Here is a 19,976-nt window from a genome sequence, read left to right on the forward strand (position 1 = left end):
CGAGACCCCCAGCCCGTCCGAAGGCCTTCGGTGATCGCTGCGTAGGGTGTTCTCACCCGAACAGCCCACGAAGGGACATCCGAGGCGATGGCGATCCAGGTCGGCGACAAGGCCCCCGACTTCGAGCTCAAGGACAACCACGGTGCGACCGTGAGGCTGTCCGACTTCCGCGGCAGCAAGAACGTCGTACTGCTCTTCTACCCCTTCGCCTTCACCGGCGTGTGCACCGGCGAGCTGTGCGAGCTGCGCGACCACCTGCCGCAGTTCTCCGACCGCGACACCCAGCTGCTCGCCGTCTCCAACGACTCCATCCACACCCTGCGCGTCTTCGCCGAGCAGGAGGGCCTGGAATATCCGCTGCTCAGCGACTTCTGGCCGCACGGAGAGGTCTCCCGCGCGTACGGCGTCTTCGCCGAGGACAAGGGCTGCGCGGTGCGCGGCACCTTCGTCATCGACAAGGAGGGCGTCGTGCGCTGGACCGTCGTCAACGCCCTGCCGGACGCGCGAGACCTGAACGAGTACGTCAAGGCGCTCGACACCCTGTGATTCTTCGGTTCCATGCCATGCGTGGTGCGGGAACCCGTCACTAGGATCGACTCGTTGATCCGACATCGAACGCACGGCGGGGCTCCCAGCCCCTGGACACCAATGGAGGACTCGTGGGAGTCAGCCTCAGCAAGGGCGGCAACGTATCGCTGACCAAGGAGGCCCCGGGCCTGACCGCGGTCATCGTCGGTCTGGGGTGGGACATCCGCACCACCACCGGCACCGACTTCGACCTGGACGCCAGCGCGCTGCTGCTGGACGCGTCCGGGAAGGTCTCGAGCGACGCGAACTTCATCTTCTTCAACAACCTCAAGAGCCCGGACGGCTCGGTCGAGCACACCGGTGACAACCTCACCGGTGAGGGCGAGGGCGACGACGAGCAGATCAAGGTCAACCTCGCCGCTGTCCCGGCCGACGTCGACAAGATCACATTCCCGGTGTCGATCTACGACGCCGAGAACCGCCAGCAGTCCTTCGGCCAGGTGCGCAACGCGTTCATCCGCGTGGTGAACCAGGCCGGCGGCGCGGAGATCGCCCGGTACGACCTCTCCGAGGACGCCTCCACGGAGACCGCCATGGTCTTCGGGGAGCTCTACCGCAACGGCGCGGAGTGGAAGTTCCGCGCCATCGGCCAGGGCTACGCCTCGGGCCTGCGCGGCATCGCCCAGGACTTCGGCGTCAACGTCTGAGCCGTCGTCCGCGGGTCTCACCGTCCGGCGCCGCACCGTTTGCGTGCGGCGCCGGACGTGCAGGACAAGCAGAGAAGCACTCTCGGGGAGGGACCAGCATCATGGGCGTCACGCTCGCCAAGGGGGGCAATGTCTCCCTGTCCAAGGCCGCACCCAACCTCACCCAGGTGATGGTCGGGCTCGGCTGGGACGCGCGCTCCACCACCGGCGCGCCCTTCGACCTCGACGCCAGCGCACTGTTGTGCAACAGCGGGCGAGTGCTGGGTGACGAGTGGTTCGTCTTCTACAACCAGCTCAAGAGCCCGGACGGCTCGGTCGAGCACACCGGCGACAACCTCACAGGTGAGGGCGAGGGCGACGACGAGTCGCTGCTGATCGACCTCTCCAAGGTGCCCGCCAACGTCGACAAGATCGTCTTCCCGGTCTCGATCCACGACGCCGACAACCGCGGCCAGACCTTCGGCCAGGTCAGCAACGCCTTCATCCGTGTGGTCAACCAGGCCGACGGCCAGGAACTCGCGCGCTACGACCTCAGCGAGGACGCCTCCACGGAAACCGCGATGATCTTCGGCGAGGTCTATCGCCACCAGGGCGAATGGAAGTTCAGGGCTGTGGGGCAGGGGTACGCGTCGGGGCTGCGGGGCATCGCTCTAGACTTCGGAGTCAACGTTTCGTAAAGCCGAGTACGGCGCGGCAGAGACCCGTACTTACAGGATTGGGTAGCCAGTGGTTCTGAAAACCTTCGGCTGGTCGTTCGCGGTCACCGCGCTCGGCCTCGTCGCGGCGGTCTTCTACGGGGGGTGGACCGGCTTCGGTATCGTGGCGATCCTCTCCGTCCTCGAGATCTCGCTGTCCTTCGACAACGCAGTGGTCAACGCCGGAATCCTGAAGAAGATGAGTGCCTTCTGGCAGAAGATCTTCCTCACCGTCGGCGTTCTCATCGCCGTCTTCGGCATGCGGCTGGTCTTCCCGGTGGTCATCGTCGCCGTCAGCGCCTCGATGGGCCCGATCGAGGCCGTCGACCTCGCTCTCAACGACAAGGACCGTTACCAGCAGCTGGTGACCGACGCCCACCCGTCGATCGCCGCCTTCGGTGGCATGTTCCTGCTGATGATCTTCCTCGACTTCATCTTCGAGGACCGGGACATCAAGTGGCTGAGCTGGCTGGAGCGCCCGCTCGCCAAGCTCGGCAAGGTCGACATGCTGTCGGTCTGCATCTCCCTGATCGTGCTGCTCATCTCCGCGATGACCTTCGCCACCCACGCCCACCAGCACGGCGGCGCGCATGCCGACAAGGCGGAGACGGTCCTCCTCTCCGGCATCGCGGGCCTGATCACCTACATGATCGTGGGCGGTCTCTCCGGCTACTTCGAGGACAGGCTCGAAGAGGAGGAGGAGCGCGAACACGAACAGGAGGAAGCGGCCGAACGGCAGGGCAAGCCACGCTCGGCGGTCGTCCTGGCCGGCAAGGCAGCGTTCTTCATGTTCCTCTACCTGGAGGTCCTGGACGCGTCGTTCTCCTTCGACGGTGTGATCGGCGCCTTCGCCATCACCAACGACATCGTCCTGATGGCCCTCGGCCTCGGCATCGGCGCCATGTACGTCCGGTCGCTCACGGTCTACCTGGTCCGCCAGGGCACCCTCGACGAATACGTGTACCTGGAGCACGGCGCGCACTACGCCATCGGCGCCCTCGCCGCGATCCTCCTGGTCACCATCCAGTACCAGATCCACGAGCTCATCACCGGCAGCATCGGTGTCATCCTGATCGGCTGGTCCTTCTGGTCCTCCGTCCGCCGCAACAAGGCTCTGGCAGCGGCAGAGGGAAAAGCGGGCTCGGACGAGAAGACTGAGGTCTCGTCCGGGGTGTGACACCCCTCGGGGTGAGGAACGCTCTGTGCGGGGCGGCGACGAGGCGACTCCTCGGTGCCGCCCCGCCGGTCTTTGACGTGAAGGTGGGGCGGGAATGGGTTTCTTCGACGGGCTCTGGCGCGGGCGCGAGTCCGACTTCGACTCGGGCAACGCGGCGACCAACTCCATCGAGCTGACCAAACGGCACAGTCAGGTCTCCCTCACCAAGCAGGGCGCCGCCACCGGGCATCTGCGCATAAACCTGGCCTGGCGGATGCGGACGTCCGACTTCGGCGGCTCCCAGCGGGAGAGTCTGCTGCGGCACCCCTTCAAGGCGCTCAAGCCGCCGGAGGTCCTCGGGCACAGCCAGAGCATGGTCAACGTCGACCTGGACCTCGGGTGCCTGTACGAGCTCCAGGACGGCACGAAGGGGGTCGTGCAGCCGCTCGGAGGCTACCTCGGGGACGTCAACGGGGCGCCGTACGTGAAGCTCAGCGGGGACGACCGGTTCGGGTCGGCGTCCGGGGAGACGATCTACGTCAACCTCGACCACCGGGACGCGATCAAGCGGCTGCTGGTCTTCGTGTACATCTACGACCAGACGCCCGCGTTCGACCGTACCCACGCGATCGTCACGCTGTATCCGAGCAATGGGCCGCGGATCGAGATAGGTCTCGACGAGCGGCATCCGCAGGCCCGCTCGTGCGCGGTGGTGATGATCGAGAACGTGAAGGGGGAGATGGTGGTCCGGCGTGAGGTGAAGTTCGTCTACGGGTTCCAGGCCGAGTTGGACCGGTTGTACGGCTGGGGGCTGCAGTGGGGGCGGGGCTACAAGGCCAAGGCCGATCGGTGACCGTGCCCGGCGACAGGTGACCGTGCCCAGCGATCCGTGACCGTGCCTAGCGGCCGATGAACTGAGGCCCCTGCGGCGGCAGCCGGAACTCGTGGGCCGGTACCGCCGTCACCGGTTGCGGGTAGCCGTAGGCCGGCTGGACCGTGGGGGCGGGCTGCTGGGGGTAGCCGTAGGCCGGCTGGGTCGGGACCACCGTCGGCTGTTCGGGGGGCAACGGCTGGGAGAACTCCGGCGCGGCCTGTGTCACGGGCTCGTCCGGGGATTCCTGCTGCTCCGAGTCGTCCACCGCGATGCCGAAGTCGGTGGCGAGGCCCTGGAGGCCGTTGGAGTAGCCCTCGCCCAGGGCGCGGAACTTCCAGCCCTCGCCGCGGCGGTACAGCTCGCCGCAGATCAGGGCCGTCTCCTCGCCGGTCTCCGGCTTGATGTCGAAGTGGGCCAGCGGCTCGCCGTCGGCGAGCGCGGCGTCGTACAGCAGGATGCGCAGACCCTGTACGCGGTCGAAGGTGACGTCGTCCGCGGAAGCGACCAGCAGAATCCGGCTGACATCGGACTCGACACCGGCCAGATCTGTCTGGATCGTGTCCGTGGGTCCCTCGGCGACACGCTTCTTGCCGAGCAGCCAGACCTTTCCGGAGGGGTGGCGGGGCTGGTTGTAGAAGACGAAGTCCTCGTCCGATCGCACACGACCGTCGGGTCCGAGGAGCAGCGCCGAGGCGTCGACGACCGGGCTTCCCTGCCCGGGCGCCCAGCGCAGCACGGCGCGTACCGTTGTGGCTTCGAGCGGGACGTTCGACCCCTTCAGCATCGCGTGCGTCATGCGGTCATCCTGCCCTCTCGGTCCTGGTCACGACAACGCGGGGTGGCAGATCCGTGTGTTTGGGTGTGCGCGTCCGTGTTACCTGAAATTCATGCCGTGCGGGAACCTATGACATGGATCCCTACGTACTATTACCGGCCACCTGTGGACAGCCCGCAGGAGTCCATCAGCGTCCACGGGGGAGTTCTATGCGTCATTTCGGGCACATCGCCCCTGAGGTGCGGCAGCGCCTCTTCCACCAGGAGCCCTGCGAGTTCACCGCGGATTCCTCGGCCCGGCTGCTCTCCGTGGCCCTGGGCGCCACGCTCTACAGTCCGGCCACCCGGCCGCGGCTCGCGGACGACATCGTCAAGCAGACCGGGCGTGGCGTGGTCTCGATGGTGCTGTGCCTGGAGGACTCGATCGGCGACGAGGACGTCCCGGACGCCGAGGAGAACCTCGTACGGCAGTTCACGGACCTCGCCGCACGGGGTGGCATGGACCTGCCGCTGCTGTTCATCCGGGTCCGCACGCCCGAGCAGATCCCCGACCTCGTACGACGTCTCGGCCCCGCCGCCCGGCTGCTGTCCGGGTTCGTGATGCCGAAGTTCACCGAGGAGCGCGGCATTCCCTTCCTGGAGGCCCTGGCGACCGCCGAGGCGGCCGGCGGGCGGCGGCTCTTCGCGATGCCCGTCCTGGAGTCGCCCGAGCTGCTGTACCGGGAGTCGCGGGTGGACACCCTGGAGGGCATCTCCCGAGCGGTCGACAAGTACCGCGACCGGGTCCTGGCACTGCGCCTCGGCGTGACCGACTTCTGCTCCTCGTACGGCCTGCGCAGAGCGCCCGACATGACCGCCTACGACGTCCAGGTCGTCGCCTCCGTGATCGCCGACGTGGTGAACATGCTGGGCCGGGCCGACGGCACCGGATTCACCGTGACCGGGCCGGTGTGGGAGTACTTCCGTGTCCAGGAGCGCATGTTCAAGCCGCAGCTGCGCCGCAGCCCCTTCCTGGAGGGTCAGGCCGAGGAGCTGCGCGAGGCGCTCATCGAGCACGCCATGGACGGCCTGCTGCGCGAGATCACCCTCGACCAGGCCAACGGCCTGCAGGGCAAGACCTGCATCCACCCCTCCCACGTGCTGCCCGTGCACGCACTCTCCGTGGTCAGCCACGAGGAGTTCAGTGACGCCCATGACATCCTGAGGTCCGAGCGGGGCGGCGGCGGCGTGCTCCGATCGGCGTACACGAACAAAATGAATGAAGTGAAGCCGCATCGCGCCTGGGCCGAGCGGACCCTGCTGCGCGCCGAGGTGTTCGGTGTGGCGAACGAGGACATCGGCTTCGTGGAGCTGCTCGCGGCCGGAATCCCCGAGTGAGACCGCTGAACAACAAGGGACGCATGAACCACGCAGTGAACAAAGCCGTCTGGTCCGGCAGCTGGGTCGCCGAGCGACTCGGTGTCGAACTGGTGGGCGACGACGAGCTGGCCGACCTGCTGGGGCTGGCCCTGCGCCGCAACCCCAAGCGTGCGCACCTGCTCGTGTCGAACGTGCTCGGCAAGCACGTCCCCCAGTCGCCGTCCGTCGTCTACGGCCACGGCTTCGCCCTCGGCCGCCGGGTCCGCGACCTCCTCGGCACCGAGGAGGCCGGCCGGGCCGTCGTCCTGGGTTACGCGGAGACCGCCACCGGTCTCGGCCACTCCGTCGCCGACGGCCTGGGCCTCGCCCCCTATCTGCACTCCACCCGCCGCCCGGTCCTGGGCGTCGCCCCGGCCGGCGGCTTCGAGGAGTCCCACTCGCACGCCACCTCCCACCTGCTGCTGCCGGAGGACCCGGCGCTGCTGGTCGGGGACGGGCCGCTGGTCCTGGTCGACGACGAGTTCTCCACCGGCAACACGGTCCTCAACACCATCCGTGACCTGCACGAACGCTATCCGCGCGGACGGTACGTGGTGGTCGCCCTCGTCGACATGCGCTCGGCGGCCGACGCCGGCCGCCTGGAGGGGTTCGCGCGGGAGATCGGCGCCCGGGTGGACCTGGTGGCGGCCGCCTCCGGGACCGTACGGCTCCCGGAGGGCGTGCTGGCGAAGGGGCAGGAGCTGGTCGCCCGGCACGAGGCCGCGGCGGCCCCCGCAGCGGCGGGGGAGCCGCACGGCCGCGTCTGCCGTGTCGACCTGTGCTGGCCCCGCGGCCTGCCCGACGGCGGACGGCACGGGTTCACGCCGCAGCACCGAATACGTCTGGAGGGCGCGCTGCCCGCCATGGCCGCCCGGCTCGCCGAGGCACTGCCCGCGAAGGCCCGGCGGGTGCTCGTGCTCGGCTTCGAGGAGTTGATGTACGCGCCGCTGCGGCTGGCCCGCGAGCTGGAGCAGCTCGCAGACACCGCTGACAACGTCGGCGCCGAGGTGCGCTACTCCACCACCACCCGCTCACCCGTCCTCGCGGTCGACGACCCCGGCTACGCGATCCGCAGCCGCCTCGTCTTCCCCGCCCACGACGACCCGGCCGACGGCCCCGGTGAGCGCTACGCCTACAACGTGGCGGGCGGCGGCTTCGACACCGTCATAGCCGTGGTCGACTCGGCCGCCGACACCCCCGAACTGCACGCTCCCGACGGCCTGTTGGACCGGCTGGCAGCCCACACCCCGCACGTCGTCCTCGCGGTCGTGCCCTCGTACGTGCCCGAGCCGCTGTACGTCCCCGAAAGGCCCGCCATGCTGCCCGAGCCCCTTCGCGGCCCCGCCTTCTCCTCGTACGCGCCGGAGGAGGTCGGCTGGCTGCTCCAGGACCTCTCGGACGTGACGCTGGAGGCGCCGACCGAGGAGCGCGAGGAGGCGATCCAGAGCGGCGGCGCACACTACGCGGAGTCGCTGCCGGTGGAGTACCAGCCCAGCGAGCGGTACCAGGAGCTGTTCCAAGCGGCGCTGGAGGAGTCCGCGGCACGGCTGGCGCTGGCGGTGGGCGCGGTCACCGAGCTCGTGCTCGCCGAGCGGTCGCCCCGGCCGGTGCTGGTGTCACTGGCCCGTGCGGGCACCCCGATCGGTGTGCTGATGCGCCGCTGGGCCCAGTTCCGGCACGGCCTCGACCTGCCGCACTACGCCGTCTCCATCGTGCGCGGCCGGGGCATCGACGCCAACGCGCTGCGCTGGCTGGCCGCCCACCACGACCCGGCCGACGTCGTCTTCGTCGACGGCTGGACCGGCAAGGGCGCCATCACCCGCGAACTCGCCGACGCCATCAAGGAGTTCGAGGCAGGGGGCGGCGCGACCGGCTTCGACCCGGAGATCGCGGTGCTCGCCGACCCGGGCTCGTGCGTGCGGACCTACGGCACCCGCGAGGACTTCCTCATACCGTCCGCGTGCCTCAACTCCACGGTGTCCGGCCTGATTTCGCGAACCGTCCTGCGCGCCGACCTGGTCGGTCCGAACGACTTCCACGGCGCGAAGTTCTACCGCGAACTCGCCGGTGCCGACGTGTCGGTGGCCTTCCTGGACGCGGTGGCCGCGCGCTTCCCCGAGGTCGTGGAGGCGGTGGACGCGCAGGCCAAGGAGCTGCTGTCCGGCGACCGCGCCCCGACCTGGGAGGGCTGGGCGGCCGTCGAGCGGATCAGCGAGGAGTACGGCATCCACGACGTCAACCTCGTCAAGCCCGGCGTCGGCGAGACCACCCGCGTGCTGCTGCGCCGGGTGCCCTGGAAGATCCTTGCGCGAGCCGGAGCGGGGGCCGACCTGGACCACGTACGCCTGCTCGCCGAACAGAGAGGTGTCCCGGTGGAAGAGGTCGCCGAACTCCCGTACACCTGCGTGGGGTTGATCCACCCCAAGTACACGCGGGGCGCCACGGGTGCCGACGGCAGGGCGGTGACGGTCTGATGCCGGTGCTGGTGGCGAGCGACCTCGACCGTACGCTCATCTACTCCGCGGCGGCCCTCGCGCTGACCATGCCGGACGCGCGGGCGCCCCGGCTGCTGTGCGTCGAGGTCCACGAGAGCAGGCCGCTGTCGTACATGACGGAGACATCGGCCGCCCTGCTCGCCGAGCTCGGCGACGCCGCCGTCTTCGTCCCGACGACGACCCGGACCCGCAAGCAGTACCAGCGCATCAACCTGCCCGGCCCGCCGCCCACTTACGCGATCTGCGCGAACGGCGGCCACCTCCTGGTGGACGGCGTCTCCGACCTCGACTGGCACGCCCGGGTGACGTCCCGGCTGGCCGACGAGTGCGCCCCGCTCGACGAGGTCCGCGAGCACCTGATGAACACGGCCGACCCGCTCTGGGTGCGCAAGCACCGGATCGCCGAGGACCTCTTCGCCTACCTGGTCGTCGAACGCGAACTGCTCCCCGAGGACTGGGTGAAGGAACTCGCCGTCTGGGCGGAGAACCGCGGCTGGACGGTCTCCCTCCAGGGCCGCAAGCTCTACGCCGTCCCGAAGCCGCTCACCAAGAGCGCGGCCATGCACGAGGTCGCCCGCCGCACCGGCGCCGAACTCACCCTCGCCGCCGGCGACTCCCTCCTCGACGCCGACCTCCTCCTCGCCGCGGACCGCGGCTGGCGCCCCGGCCACGGCGAACTCGCCGACGCCGGCTGGAGCGCCCCCGAGATCAGCGCGCTGCCGGAGCGGGGCGTGCTGGCGGGGGAGCGGATCCTGCGGGAGTTCCTGCGGGGGGCGCGCCAAGGGGCCCTCTGAGGGGACCGTACGGCCTGAGCGGCCCGGTCGGTCGGCCTGAGGACGTTGCCGACGGGCCGGCCGCGGCGGTCGGCCCCAGCGGCGCGGCGAGCAGACGCCTCCGCCGGGTGCTCGCCGCGAAACCCGCCTGAGGGTCTGCCGAGGAAGGTTCCCCGGGTGGCCGTCAGCCGCAGCAGCCCCCGCCGCAGCAACCGCCGCCGCCACCGCCCGACCGGGGTGCCGGGGCGGGCGCGGAGGCCGAGCCGCCGACCGCCACCGTCGACAGCAGTTTCACCGTGTCGTCGTGGCCCGCGGGGCAGTCGGCGGGGGCGGAGGACTCCGCCATCGGACGGCTCAGTTCGAAGGTGTCGCCGCAGGTCCGGCAGCGGTACTCGTAGCGAGGCATGCGCACAGGTTAACCGGCGTCCGCCCGGCGTCGTACCGGCATGTCGGTGACCGGCCGGCCGCCCGGCGCGGCGCGGGGCGGGTCAGTGCCCGGACCCGCGCTCCCCACGGATCTGGCTCACGACCCGTGCCACCGTCTGCCGTACCGCCTCCGTCTCCGTGAGGAAGTGCCAGTAGTCCGGGTGGCGGCCCTCCAGCGTGCCGATCGCGCGGTCGAGGCGGACGACCGCGTCGTCCAGGGGGCGCGCGTGCTGCGGGTCGGGGGTGTGGCGGCCGGCCATGGCGAGCCGCTGGGCGTCGCGGATGGCGAAGCGGGTGCGGTCGATCTCCTGCTGAGGGTCCTTCTGCACGGCGTTCAGCCGGTGCAGTCGGTCCCCGGCGGCGGAGACCGACTCGTCGGTCGTGTTCAGCAGCGCCCGGACCGTCGACAGCAGGGCGGTCGCGTCCGGCCAGCGCTGTTCGTCGCGGGCGGCGCGGGCCTCGCGCAGCTTCAGCTCGGCCTGCGCCACGTTCTCCGCGGCCTGGTCCGGCACGTGCTGCAGGTCCTGCCAGCAGGCGGCCACGAAGCGGCGCCGCAGCTCGCTCAGGATCGGGTCGACCTGCCCGGCGCGGGTGGTGAGGGCCTGGGCACGGGTGCGCAGGGAGACCAGCCGGTGGTCGATCTCGGCGGCCCGCTCCGGAAGCCGCTCGGCCTCGACCCGGACCGATGCGGCCTCCCGCGCCACGTACTCGGCGCGCTCCAGGGTCTGGGGGACGCCGTGCGCTCCGGCGCCCTGGTTCAGCCTGGTCAGCTCGGGCCCGAGGGCGGCGAGCCGGGCGGCCAGGTCGTCCGCCTTCAGCCCCGATCCCCGTACGGCATCGAGGGCGTTGGACGCGGCCAGCAGGCCCTGCCGGGCCCGCTCGACGGCCGGGGCGAGGCGGGCCAGCTGGGTCTCGGCCTTGCCGAGCAGCGGCCCGAGCCCGGCCGTGAACCGGTCCAGGTCCTGCTTGACCCGGCCCAGTTCGTCCTTGGCCTGGGCGAGCGCGGTGCGGGCCTGCGAGGCGGCCGAGGCCTCCAGGTCGTCGCGGTCGAGGTCGTGTGCGTCGACGGCGTTGATGTACTGGTGGCTGGCCTCGTCGATGCGGTTGCTGATCGCCTGGAAGTCGGCGACCGCGCGCCGGGCGGCGGGGGAGTCGTCGACGGCCGTGATGGTCTCTATCGAGATCCGCAGATCGCGCTGGGCGGTGTCCAGCTCGTAGAACGCGGCCGCGGCGGCGTCCTTCGCGGCCTGCGCCTCGGCCCGCTGGCTCTCCGCGCGTCCGCCGAACCAGCGCCGGGTGCCGCTGCCGCCGCCGCTCGCGAAGGCGGCGGGCAGTGTGAGCGCGACGAGGAGCGGCAGTCCGAGCAGGGTGAGGGTGTCCCGCAGCGCGTGACGCACAGGATGGTGTGCGCGCGGCACCAACGGCGAGTACGGCTGCGAAGGTGTCGCCGTCACATCCCTCTCCCGTGCTGTGATTCGTCCTGGCCCGCTGTCATTCTCCCACCGGTAGAGGACGAACACACGGGCCGGTCAGTTCGCCTTTCGGACCGTTACTTTGCCGTCGCCGGTCCGTGCGGACACCACATGGGGGCTGGAGTCGTCCCGGGGCACCGATATGTCCTCGGCGCCGTCGCCGGTCTTGGTCGTCACCCGGTACGTGGCGTCGGGCAGCGCGATCGTCACGGAGCCGTCGCCGGTGCGGGACTCCACCAGGTCCGGTACGACGGCCAGTTCGAGGTGGACCGAGCCGTCACCGGTCTGGGCGCGCACCTTGCGCGAGGAGACGTCCGCGCGCACCGAGCCGTCGCCGGTGTGCAGCTCCAGCGGCCCGTCGGAGTCGGTGACACGCACGGAACCGTCGCCGGTGCGGATGTTCAGCGCGTCCTCGAAGCCCCGCGCGCGCACGCTGCCGTCGCCGTCCACCACGTTCACCTTGATGCCGCGCGGTACCTCGATCCGGTGCTTGGCCGCGCAGTCGGCGACCACGCCCGTGCACTCGAGCCGCAGCTTCAGCCGGTCCTCCTTCATGGACCAGGTGACCTTGGGGTCCTTGCCCATGGCGACCGTGCCCTGGAACCAGCGGGTGACCTCGACCGTGCCCGCCTTGTGCGAGTCGGCGGCGATGATCTCCAGTGCGGAGTCGTCGGAGTCGATCGTGAGCGTGTCGCCCCGCAGGGCGAAGGAGCGCCGGTCGGGATCCTTGTCGTCGGCGGCGGAGGCGCCACAGGCGGTGGCACCGGCGACGAGGGCCGTGACGACACCGGCTACGGCGAGGGCACGGACGGGAACGGTACGGGCCATGACGATCTCCCCCTGGGACGAGCGGCGAAGCCTCTGCTACGACGCTCTTCGACCGTACGGATCCCGGGTCCGCGCAGGCATCCGGGCCGCTCCCGGATTCCAGGTGGGGATAACCCCCGTAGGTGTCCCTTACACAGGACTGTTGCACGGGACTGCGGTACGGGACTGCTGCACGGGACTGCGGTACGGGACCGCGCGATACGGGTTTGCGGGACAGTGCCCCGGGCAATGTAGGCTGTCGACTCGTCTCGGGTGCGTAGCTCAGGGGTAGAGCGCCTGCCTTACAAGCAGGATGTCGGCGGTTCGAAACCGTCCGCGCCCACACCGACGAGAAGACCCCGGCCGCTCACGGCCGGGGTCTTCTCGGTTCAGGACTTCTCTTCCTCCGGCTTCTCCGGGTTCTCCGGCTTCCACGGGTTCTCCGGAGTCTCGTGCGCGTGCTTCAGCTTCATGCGGGCGTCCACCCGCTCCGCGCCCGCGACCTCCGCCCAGAAGCGGTGGCCGCTCACGAAGACCGCGAGTTCGTGCTCCCGTCGGCGGAGCTTCTCCACCGAGGCCTGTTCGTCGGCCGTCCAGCCGGGGGAGGCGGGGCGCTCCACCTTGCGCCAGCCGCCCGCGTCACTGAAACCGTCCAGGGGCTCGACCGACCAGGGAAGCCGCTTCAGCAGGGCCGACAGCTCGGCCCGGACCTGATGCAGCTCCTCCTGACCGGCGAGCAGGTCACTCGGAAAGTCATAGGTCGTAGCCACGCCGCAATGCTACGCCTGTTCGATTTTGGGTGGCGAGTTCCTTCACGTGGTTCATGCGAACGGGTGTGCCGGAGTGCGGATGCCGTTCGGGGGTCACCGTCGGCGGCGGACCCGGTAGAGCAGGTGCAGCACCCGGTCGCCCTGGATCACCGTGTGCGGGTCGTCGAGCAGGTACTGGCCGTCGGTCGACCCGAAGTACCGCTTGCCCGAGCCGAAGACCACCGGTACGACGTCCATCGCGACCTCGTCGACCAGACCGAGGGCGAACGCCTGTCCGCCGACCTCGCCCGCCGCCACGGCGACGGTGCGGTCCCCGGCGAGTTCCTTGGCCTTCGCGATCGCCCGGGCCACGTCGTCGACGAAGTGGAACGGCGCCTCGGGGTGCCAGCCGTCGGGCCTGGGCCGGTGCGACACCACGACCACGTGCTCGCCGGCCGGCGGCTTGCCCTCCCAGCCGTTGGTGATGTCGAACACGTGGCGCCCGACCACCAACGCCCCGATGCCCGCCATCATCGGCTTGACGTACTCCGCCGAGGTCTGTGAGACCTTGGCGAACTCGCTGAGCAGGACATCGCCGTTGGAGTACCAGTCGAAGAGCGGGCCGACCTGGTCGTCCGCGTCGGCGATGAAGCCGTCCACGGAAACGACGTTGTGCATCACCACGGTGCTCATCACATCTCCCAGGTGTTCCGGGGTCTCGGGGCAGGTCTTGTACACACAGACCCGGCCCGCCCCCGAAACTCGTCGCCACGCCGTTCAGGCCGCGGGCAGGGCGGCCAGCCAGGCGGCGAGCAGGCGGTTGACCTCGTCCGGGCGTTCCTGCTGGATCCAGTGGCCGCAGCCTTCGAGGAGGTGGGAGGAGCGCAGGCCGGGGAGGGTGGCCGGGAAGGCCTCGATCGCGTCAGCCAGCCAGGTCGTCGAGGCGTCCAGGGTGCCGCCGAGGAACAGGGACGGCTGGGGGATCGGGGCGCCGGAGAAGTCGGCGAGGTCCCTCCAGTCGTGGTCCATGGCGCGGTAGCGGTTCAGGGCGCCGGTCAGGCCGGTGCGCTCGAACTCGCCGGCGTAGACGTCGAGTTCCGCCTCGCCGAGCCAGGCAGGCAGACGCTCGGCGGGGAAGCGGTCGCGGAGGGTCTTGCCGGGGCTGACGAAGTGCGGGTCGGGGGCGCCGGGTTCGGGCATGGTGTCGGCGGACAGGGCGGCGTAGAAGCCGGCGAGCCAGCCGCGTACGTCCGGTTCGATCTCGCGCTCGGCCCGGCCGGGCTCCTGGAAGCAGGAGACGTAGAACTCCTCCTTCCCGCCGCCCAGTCGGGCGAAGACCTCGCTCGGCAGCGGGCCGCCGGGCGGGGTGTACGGCACGCTCAGCAGGCCGACCGCGCGGAACGCGTCGGGCCTGAGCAGCGCGGAGTGTGCGGCGATGGTCGCGCCCCAGTCGTGTCCGACGACCACCGCGGAACGCTCGCCGAGGGCCTCGACCACGGCCGCGTTGTCCGCCACCAGATCGCGCAGCCGGTACGCCTCCACCGCGTCCGGCCGCGACGAACGCCCGTATCCGCGCACGTCCACGGCGACCGCGCGGTAGCCGGCCGCGGCCAGGGCCGGCAGCTGGTGACGCCACGAGTACCAGGACTCGGGAAAGCCGTGCAGCAGCAGGACCAGCGGCCCCTCGCCGAGTTCCGCGGCGTGGATGCGGCCGGCGGGGGCGGGGAGCAGGCGGTGGGTGACGTCCTTGAGCTGGGGGGTCGGCTGCGGCATGCGTCCTCCGTACGTGGCTTGGGTGCTACGGCTCGTACGGCGATCCTGCGGCGGTGCGGTGGCCGGGCGCGAGGGTTGTTGCCGATTCGGCAAATCGGCAACAACCCTCGGCGCGAGAAGGCAACCGGGGCGGCGCGAGGGCGGGCCGGCCCCGGTGACCTGGGGGTGTCGCTCAGCCGGTGGCGGCGTACACGAACAGGTTGTACTTCCAGCCGTCCTCCTGCTTCAGGGCGAGGGCCGCCGACCCGTTGACCAGGACCGGGGCGATGCCGGGGCTGGCCGGGGCGTCCTCGCCCGTGCGGGCGTCGAGGGCGACCGGGCCGTTCTCCGTCTCGCCGTAGACCCGGCCGTGCCAGGCCGAGGTGACCTCGGGGGCGACGCGGTCGCTCTGCTCGTCGGGGAGCTGCCAGAGGACCTTGCCGCTGCGTGCCACCCACACCCGGCCGCGCCCCGAGGAGCGGCTCGTGTCAGTGGCCGGCGTCCCTCAACTCCCTTACCAGACGGGCCGTTACGGGTGCCTTCACCCCGTGGCGCCCGGCCGCGCGCAGCAACGCTCCGCCGATCGCGTCCAGTTCGATGGGGCGGCCGGCCTCCGCGTCGCGCTGCATCGAGGACTTGGTCGCGGGCGGGAAGCTGTCGTAGCGGGCGAGCGCCTGGGCCGGGTCCGCCGGGCCGCCGCAGGCGGCGCTCACCGCCGCCGTCTCCTCCACCAGGGCCGTCAACTCCTCGCGGTACTTGGTGCGTACGTCGCCCAGCGGGAGTCCGTGACGAGTCGTCAGCAGCGCGAACGGCGCCAGGAACGACATCTTCGCCCAGAGCGCCGCCGACTCGTCCGGCAGTACGCGAGGGGCCGGGCCGGCGGCCGTGAGGGCCCCGGCCAGTGCGTCGAGCCGTTCGCGGGGGACGCCGTCGCCGGTGAGGTCGACCTCGGCGAAGGGGCTGCCGTGCTCGATCACGCCGGGCGCCACACGCGTCGACTCCACGCGGATGACGGCGGGGGCCACGCGGTCGGGGCGGTAGCGGGTACGAAGGGTCGCGGGGTGTTCGACGCCGTTCAGGAGCGGTACCACCAGGCCGTCGCCCAGGGCCGCGGGCGGGACGCGGTCTAGGGCGGCGCCGAGGGTCGTGTGCTTGACCGCGACCAGGCAGACGTCGACCGGTTCGCGCAGGGTGGTGTCCGCCTCGACCGGGGCCGTGAAGTCGCCGAACTTCTCGCTGCGGACGCGGATTCCGGACGTGCGGAGGGTGTGTGCCGTCTCGTCGCCGGCCAGGCAGATCACGCGGTGGCCGGCGCGGGACAGGAGTGCGGCGAGCAGGCCGCCGGTGCCGCCGGGGCCCAGGACGGCCACGGTGAGTTCGTCGTTCGCCATGTTTCGGGTTCCTCTCTGGGTCGGCCCCGGGTCGGTGGCCGCCTCGGAGTGATCATTTCAGGCGCGGTTCGGTGATGGTCGTGGTTTCCGGAATCGGGCGGGGCCCGGCGGCATTCCCTGGCGGTATTCCCCGGCGGTATTTCCGGGCGGGGGCGAGACTGGAGGTATGTGCCGCAGTATCAAGACGCTACGTCCGCCCGTGCTGCCCGAGGAGGCGACCGAGGAGGAGATCCGGGCCGCCGCCCTGCAGTACGTCCGCAAGGTCTCCGGTTTCCGCGCCCCCGCCGCGCACAACCGGGAGGTGTTCGACCGGGCCGTGGAGGTGATCGCCGAGGCCACGGCGGAGTTGTTGGCCGGGTTGGAGGTGCGGGGTTCCGCTGCACAGAGGGCCGGGTAGAGCGGGTCGGGGTTCGCGGCGGTGCCGGTGTTGCTGTCGAGGGTGGGTGCGCAGCCCGGCGCCGCGGGGTGCCGCCCGCGCCCACCCGTGCCGCCCCGGCGGCACGATTGCCCTCGGGGTGGTGGCGTGGGAAGCCGCCCGTAGCTAGGACGCCTGCGCCGGTTCCGGCTGGCGTCGCATCACGTATGCCGCGCCCGCGCCCGCCGCGAACAGCGCCAGGACGGACACGCCCGTCGCCAGCCAGGTCGTGCCCAGCCACTGGGCGCCGAAGTAGCCGAGGGCGACGCTGTAGGCGGCCCAGGAGAGGCCGGCGAGGGCGGACCAGGGGAGGAAGTCGCGGGCGCGGCGGTGGGCGGCGCCGGCGCCGAGGGAGACGACCGAGCGGCCGGCCGGGGCGAAGCGGGCGAGGACGACCAGGGTGCCGCCGCCTCGGGCGAGGGTCGCGCCGAGACGTTCCTGCGCGCCGGTAAGTCGGGGGGAGCGGGCGATCGCGCGGTCCAGGCGGGCCCCGCCGCGCCAGGCCAGGCGGTAGGCCACCAGGTCGCCCAGCACGGACGCGGTCGTGGCGCAGAGGATGAGGGCGAGGATGTCGGGCACCTCGTGCGGCGAGACCTGGCCGGTTGCCGCGCCCGCGGCCGCGGTGGCGGCCGTGATGACGAGGACGCCGCTGGGCAGGACCGGCAGGAACACGTCCAGGAGGACGGAAGCGGCGATCACCGCGTAGATCCATGGGCCGCCGGTCAGCAGCCCCACACTCTCCATGCTTTCCAGCACCGCGAACTCCCCGTGATCCCCCGTCATAACAGCCATACAGCGTACGCCTGGGGTCTGACAGGACATTCACCGGGGGCTCGTGTGTTCGGCACGACATGTTCACCCGGCTGCCGCTTCGGACCGACACGGACCCGGGGACATGCGGCGGCGCCCGCCCCCGCGTGAGCGCGGGAACGGGCGCCGTCGTTCACGGAGCCGCCGAGGGTCAGGCCGCCACGGGCGTCTGTTCCGTGGCAGGCTTCCCCGCCGTCGTGGAGCGCCTGGCGAAGAGCTGGTCAAGGCCGAGGGCGCCGGAACCGGTGAAGACCAGCAGCAGGAAGGCCCAGCAGAACATCGCCGCGCCCTCGCCGTTGTTCTCCATCGGCCACAGGCCGCCCGGCTGGTGGACCTTGAAGTACGCGTAGGCCATCGCGCCCGAGGAGATGAACGAGGCGGCCCGCGTGCCCAGGCCGAGCAGTACGAGCGAGCCGCCGACCAGTTCGATCACGGCCGCGTACCAGTTGGGCCAGGCGCCGGTCTCGACCGTCTGGCCGCTGCCGCCCGCGCCACCGAGGACACCGAAGAGCGAGGCGGCGCCGTGGCAGGCGAAGAGCAGGCCCACGACGATGCGGAACAGGCCGACAGCGTACGGCTGGGCTCTGTTGAGACGTGCGGTCATGTGGGGGGACTCCTTCGGTCGGGCCGGTCCGTGGGGACGAGGACCGGTCTGGGGGACAGAACCGAGTGAGTGACCCAGGCTAGGAGGGCCTAATCAATACTTGCAAGTTCAACATTTGGCCACCGATTTACCTCCGCTTGCCCTTCCGTTTCGGCCGCAGCCGCACGTAGAGCCGCTCTGGCCACCGCATCCGCGTCCGAAAGCGTGACCGAATCCACACCCGGACGGGCCCCCGCCGCGGTCACCCAGTGCACGCCCTCCGTGGGTACCCCGAAGGCCAACCGCCTTGTGTGCGCGTGGCCTTGACGGTCGATCAGACGGTACGGACGCTGTGTTACGTCCAGCCCGCCGGTTTCGTAACCGTCCACGGTGTGCGGCCGGCACTGGCCGGTCTTCAGCAGCCGGGCGAGCAGGTCGTCGGCCGTGCGTCGCAGATCCGGTTCCGGTAGCCGTGCCTCTATGAGCGTCGTCACGCGTACGGCGGACCCCGGCACCTCCGGGGAGTGCGCCACCCATGCCCCGTCCTTCTCGCGGACCTCCAGCCGCGGCCCGAGCACCTCCACCACGCCCGCCTCCAGCAGCGCGGTCAGTTCCTCGATGCGGCGCCGGGGCGGGCCGATGGACAGGAAGGCGTTGAGCGGGGTGTACCAGCGGTCCAGGTGGTCCCGGCGGGAGGCGCCCGCGAGTCCGCCGTGGTCGACGATCTGCCGCAGCTCGTTGCGCAGGTCGCGCAGCACGTCCTGGGCGGCCTTCAGCGGGCCGGAGACATTGCCGAGGGCGGCCTGGGCGGCGTCCTCGTGGAGGTGGGCGAGCAGCCAGTCCCGCCAGGCGCCGGGGTCGGCGAAGGCCCGCCCCGCGTACGGGCGCGACATCCGGTCCCAGGACCAGTGGTCGGCCGACGCGACCCCGAACTCGTCGAGTACGGCGGCCTCCTCGGCGGTGCCGTGCGCCGTGGAGAGGAACCGGTCCCTGAAGGCGCCGGGCCCGAACCGCCCGGCCCCGAACGCCGCGGCCCCCTCCGGGGAGCCGAACTCGGTGTCCGCGACCAGCGCTTCGTAGTAGACGGTCTCCACCTCCTTCGCCACCAGCGGCCATATCTCCGCGAGGAAGTCCGGCGCCTCGCCGGAGTCGGCGCGCTTGCGGAAGCGGGCGATCACCTCGTCGGTGAGGACGAGCGGGAGGTGACGGCCGTAGGGGCCCTTCGCGTTGTCGCCGCGGGCCTGGTAGGGGATGCCGCGCCGCGAACCGGCGTACAGGCGCGGCTCGCGGCCGGAGGGTATGTACCGCAGGCCACGACGACCGTGTACGAAGCGTCCGCCGCGGCCGGTCGTCAACAGGGCCGTGTGGTCGAAGAAGTTGAGGCCCAGGCCGCGCAACAGCACCGGTTCGCCGGGGGAGACGGAGGACAGGTCGACTTCGGCCGGGTTGGCGGGCGGTATGTGGCACAGGCCGTGCTGCTCGGCGTAGGCCGCAAGGCGCCGTACGGTCGTGTCCGCGGCCACCGGCAGATGGCCCTGCGCGAGGACGACGGCGGACAGGCCGGACAGGGCGCGGCCGTCGTCGAGGGTGAGGGTCTGGAGGCCGTCGGGGGCGTCGTCGAGCCGTACCGCCCGCGCCGCGTGCGTCTCCACCCGCACTCCGGGCGGCGCCTCGCGCACCGTCCGCGCGAACACCCACTCCAGGTACCGGCCGTACTGGGCCCGGGTCGGGTACTCGTCGGGCCCGAGAGCGCCGCCCGCCCACTCGTGCAGGCTCGGGCCCGGCCGGATCGGCCCCGAGCAGTCCACGCTGTCGTCGGTGAACAGGGTCACCTGCGAGGCCACGGTGTTCATCAGCAGCTCGGGCGACTGCGCGGTCCGCCAGACGCGGCCGGGCCCGGGCGGTGCCGGATCGACTACGTGGACCGTCAGCCGGGCGCCGGGCGGGAGGAGTTCCGGCGCCGAGGCGCTCAGGCGTTCCAGAACGCTGGTGCCGCGTGGTCCGGCGCCGACCAGGGCGACGGAGACGGGCACGTGGTCCTCGGTCGGTGCGGGCAAGAGGGGGACTCCCGGGCGTGTGGGGCGCGTGGTGGCGGCCGCTGGAAGCGGACGGTCCGCATCATCATGCCGTCGGGAACCGAGGGAGCAGAGACCAGGGTGCACGGACTGTGG

The 19,976-nt window shown here is 71.3% G+C and carries 21 protein-coding genes and 1 tRNA gene; 10 read left to right on the top strand and 12 right to left on the bottom strand.

Going from position 1 to position 19,976, the window contains the following annotated elements:
- The first annotated feature begins 87 nt into the window (after window positions 1-87).
- From ADK57_RS27815 to ADK57_RS27835, 5 genes are all read left to right on the top strand, one after another.
- Window positions 88-546 carry a peroxiredoxin gene (locus tag ADK57_RS27815; protein ID WP_053752337.1) on the top strand — a complete coding sequence of 153 codons (459 nt, stop codon included), beginning with the start codon at window positions 88-90 and terminating at the stop codon, window positions 544-546.
- A 113-nt stretch (window positions 547-659) separates the two neighbouring features.
- Entirely contained in the window at window positions 660-1,235 is a 576-nt protein-coding gene (locus tag ADK57_RS27820) for a TerD family protein (RefSeq protein WP_053752338.1), read from the top strand.
- 101 nt (window positions 1,236-1,336) lie between these two features.
- Complete coding sequence (locus ADK57_RS27825; RefSeq protein WP_053752339.1) at window positions 1,337-1,912, top strand: TerD family protein; 576 nt, start codon at window positions 1,337-1,339, stop codon at window positions 1,910-1,912.
- Window positions 1,913-1,961: 49 nt separating this feature from the next.
- Window positions 1,962-3,107, top strand: a complete 1,146-nt coding sequence (locus ADK57_RS27830; protein ID WP_053752340.1) for a DUF475 domain-containing protein — start codon at window positions 1,962-1,964, stop codon at window positions 3,105-3,107.
- 94 nt (window positions 3,108-3,201) lie between these two features.
- Entirely contained in the window at window positions 3,202-3,939 is a 738-nt protein-coding gene (locus ADK57_RS27835) for a TerD family protein (RefSeq protein WP_053752341.1), read from the top strand.
- Window positions 3,940-3,985: 46 nt separating this feature from the next.
- On the opposite strand, the gene ADK57_RS27840 is transcribed toward ADK57_RS27835, so the two are convergent.
- Window positions 3,986-4,756 (bottom strand): TerD family protein, encoded by a 771-nt coding sequence (locus ADK57_RS27840; RefSeq protein ID WP_053752342.1) that lies wholly within the window; start codon window positions 4,754-4,756, stop codon window positions 3,986-3,988.
- A 188-nt stretch (window positions 4,757-4,944) separates the two neighbouring features.
- On the opposite strand from ADK57_RS27840, the gene ADK57_RS27845 reads away from it, so the two are divergent.
- Genes ADK57_RS27845 through ADK57_RS27855 form a run of 3 tightly spaced genes read left to right on the top strand, consistent with a single transcriptional unit; the run spans window position 4,945 to window position 9,421 of the window.
- The gene (locus ADK57_RS27845; RefSeq protein WP_053752343.1) at window positions 4,945-6,111 is read left to right on the top strand and encodes an HpcH/HpaI aldolase/citrate lyase family protein; all 1,167 of its coding nucleotides are present in this window, start codon (window positions 4,945-4,947) and stop codon (window positions 6,109-6,111) included.
- A 23-nt stretch (window positions 6,112-6,134) separates the two neighbouring features.
- A complete protein-coding gene (locus ADK57_RS27850) occupies window positions 6,135-8,606 on the top strand; it encodes a phosphoribosyltransferase (protein ID WP_053752381.1) in 2,472 nt (823 codons plus the stop codon).
- Window positions 8,606-9,421, top strand: a complete 816-nt coding sequence (locus tag ADK57_RS27855) for a hypothetical protein (RefSeq protein ID WP_053752344.1) — start codon at window positions 8,606-8,608, stop codon at window positions 9,419-9,421. Before ADK57_RS27850 ends, ADK57_RS27855 begins: the two co-directional genes overlap by 1 nt.
- Before the next feature lie 163 nt (window positions 9,422-9,584).
- Here ADK57_RS27855 and ADK57_RS27860 read toward each other — a convergent pair whose 3' ends face one another.
- The 3 genes from ADK57_RS27860 to ADK57_RS27870 form a co-directional block, all read right to left on the bottom strand.
- Window positions 9,585-9,806 (bottom strand): FmdB family zinc ribbon protein, encoded by a 222-nt coding sequence (locus ADK57_RS27860; RefSeq protein WP_053752345.1) that lies wholly within the window; start codon window positions 9,804-9,806, stop codon window positions 9,585-9,587.
- A gap of 82 nt (window positions 9,807-9,888) precedes the next feature.
- Entirely contained in the window at window positions 9,889-11,280 is a 1,392-nt protein-coding gene (locus tag ADK57_RS27865; protein WP_053752346.1) for a hypothetical protein, read from the bottom strand.
- Between the two features lie 75 nt (window positions 11,281-11,355).
- Window positions 11,356-12,126 carry a DUF4097 family beta strand repeat-containing protein gene (locus ADK57_RS27870; RefSeq protein ID WP_053752347.1) on the bottom strand — a complete coding sequence of 257 codons (771 nt, stop codon included), beginning with the start codon at window positions 12,124-12,126 and terminating at the stop codon, window positions 11,356-11,358.
- Between the two features lie 250 nt (window positions 12,127-12,376).
- On the opposite strand from ADK57_RS27870, the gene ADK57_RS27875 reads away from it, so the two are divergent.
- Window positions 12,377-12,448: transfer RNA gene (locus ADK57_RS27875), tRNA-Val, on the top strand.
- Window positions 12,449-12,494: 46 nt separating this feature from the next.
- Here the strand turns inward: ADK57_RS27875 and ADK57_RS27880 are convergent.
- The 5 genes from ADK57_RS27880 to ADK57_RS27900 all read right to left on the bottom strand — a co-directional run bounded on the left by ADK57_RS27880 (window position 12,495) and on the right by ADK57_RS27900 (window position 15,997).
- On the bottom strand, window positions 12,495-12,875 hold the full coding sequence (locus tag ADK57_RS27880; protein WP_053752348.1) for a hypothetical protein: 381 nt from the start codon (window positions 12,873-12,875) through the stop codon (window positions 12,495-12,497).
- 93 nt (window positions 12,876-12,968) lie between these two features.
- Complete coding sequence (locus ADK57_RS27885; RefSeq protein WP_053752382.1) at window positions 12,969-13,547, bottom strand: dihydrofolate reductase family protein; 579 nt, start codon at window positions 13,545-13,547, stop codon at window positions 12,969-12,971.
- Window positions 13,548-13,631: 84 nt separating this feature from the next.
- Window positions 13,632-14,627 (bottom strand): alpha/beta fold hydrolase, encoded by a 996-nt coding sequence (locus ADK57_RS27890; protein ID WP_053752349.1) that lies wholly within the window; start codon window positions 14,625-14,627, stop codon window positions 13,632-13,634.
- A 172-nt stretch (window positions 14,628-14,799) separates the two neighbouring features.
- A complete protein-coding gene (locus ADK57_RS27895) occupies window positions 14,800-15,060 on the bottom strand; it encodes a hypothetical protein (protein WP_159050160.1) in 261 nt (86 codons plus the stop codon).
- Window positions 15,061-15,094: 34 nt separating this feature from the next.
- On the bottom strand, window positions 15,095-15,997 hold the full coding sequence (locus ADK57_RS27900; RefSeq protein WP_053752351.1) for a ketopantoate reductase family protein: 903 nt from the start codon (window positions 15,995-15,997) through the stop codon (window positions 15,095-15,097).
- Window positions 15,998-16,163: 166 nt separating this feature from the next.
- Here ADK57_RS27900 and ADK57_RS27905 point away from each other — a divergent pair, with 166 nt between their 5' ends.
- Window positions 16,164-16,394: a DUF2277 domain-containing protein gene (locus tag ADK57_RS27905; RefSeq protein WP_053752352.1), complete on the top strand. Its 231-nt coding sequence runs from the start codon at window positions 16,164-16,166 to the stop codon at window positions 16,392-16,394.
- 144 nt (window positions 16,395-16,538) lie between these two features.
- Here the strand turns inward: ADK57_RS27905 and ADK57_RS27910 are convergent, their stop codons facing one another.
- The 3 genes from ADK57_RS27910 to ADK57_RS27920 all read right to left on the bottom strand — a co-directional run bounded on the left by ADK57_RS27910 (window position 16,539) and on the right by ADK57_RS27920 (window position 19,862).
- Entirely contained in the window at window positions 16,539-17,195 is a 657-nt protein-coding gene (locus tag ADK57_RS27910; RefSeq protein WP_420711904.1) for a DedA family protein, read from the bottom strand.
- A gap of 178 nt (window positions 17,196-17,373) precedes the next feature.
- The gene (locus ADK57_RS27915; protein ID WP_053752353.1) at window positions 17,374-17,826 is read right to left on the bottom strand and encodes a DoxX family protein; all 453 of its coding nucleotides are present in this window, start codon (window positions 17,824-17,826) and stop codon (window positions 17,374-17,376) included.
- Window positions 17,827-17,915: 89 nt separating this feature from the next.
- Window positions 17,916-19,862, bottom strand: a complete 1,947-nt coding sequence (locus tag ADK57_RS27920; protein ID WP_053752354.1) for an FAD/NAD(P)-binding protein — start codon at window positions 19,860-19,862, stop codon at window positions 17,916-17,918.
- Window positions 19,863-19,976: the final 114 nt, after the last annotated feature.

Source organism: Streptomyces sp. MMG1533 (assembly GCF_001279775.1).
Taxonomy (GTDB): domain Bacteria; phylum Actinomycetota; class Actinomycetes; order Streptomycetales; family Streptomycetaceae; genus Streptomyces.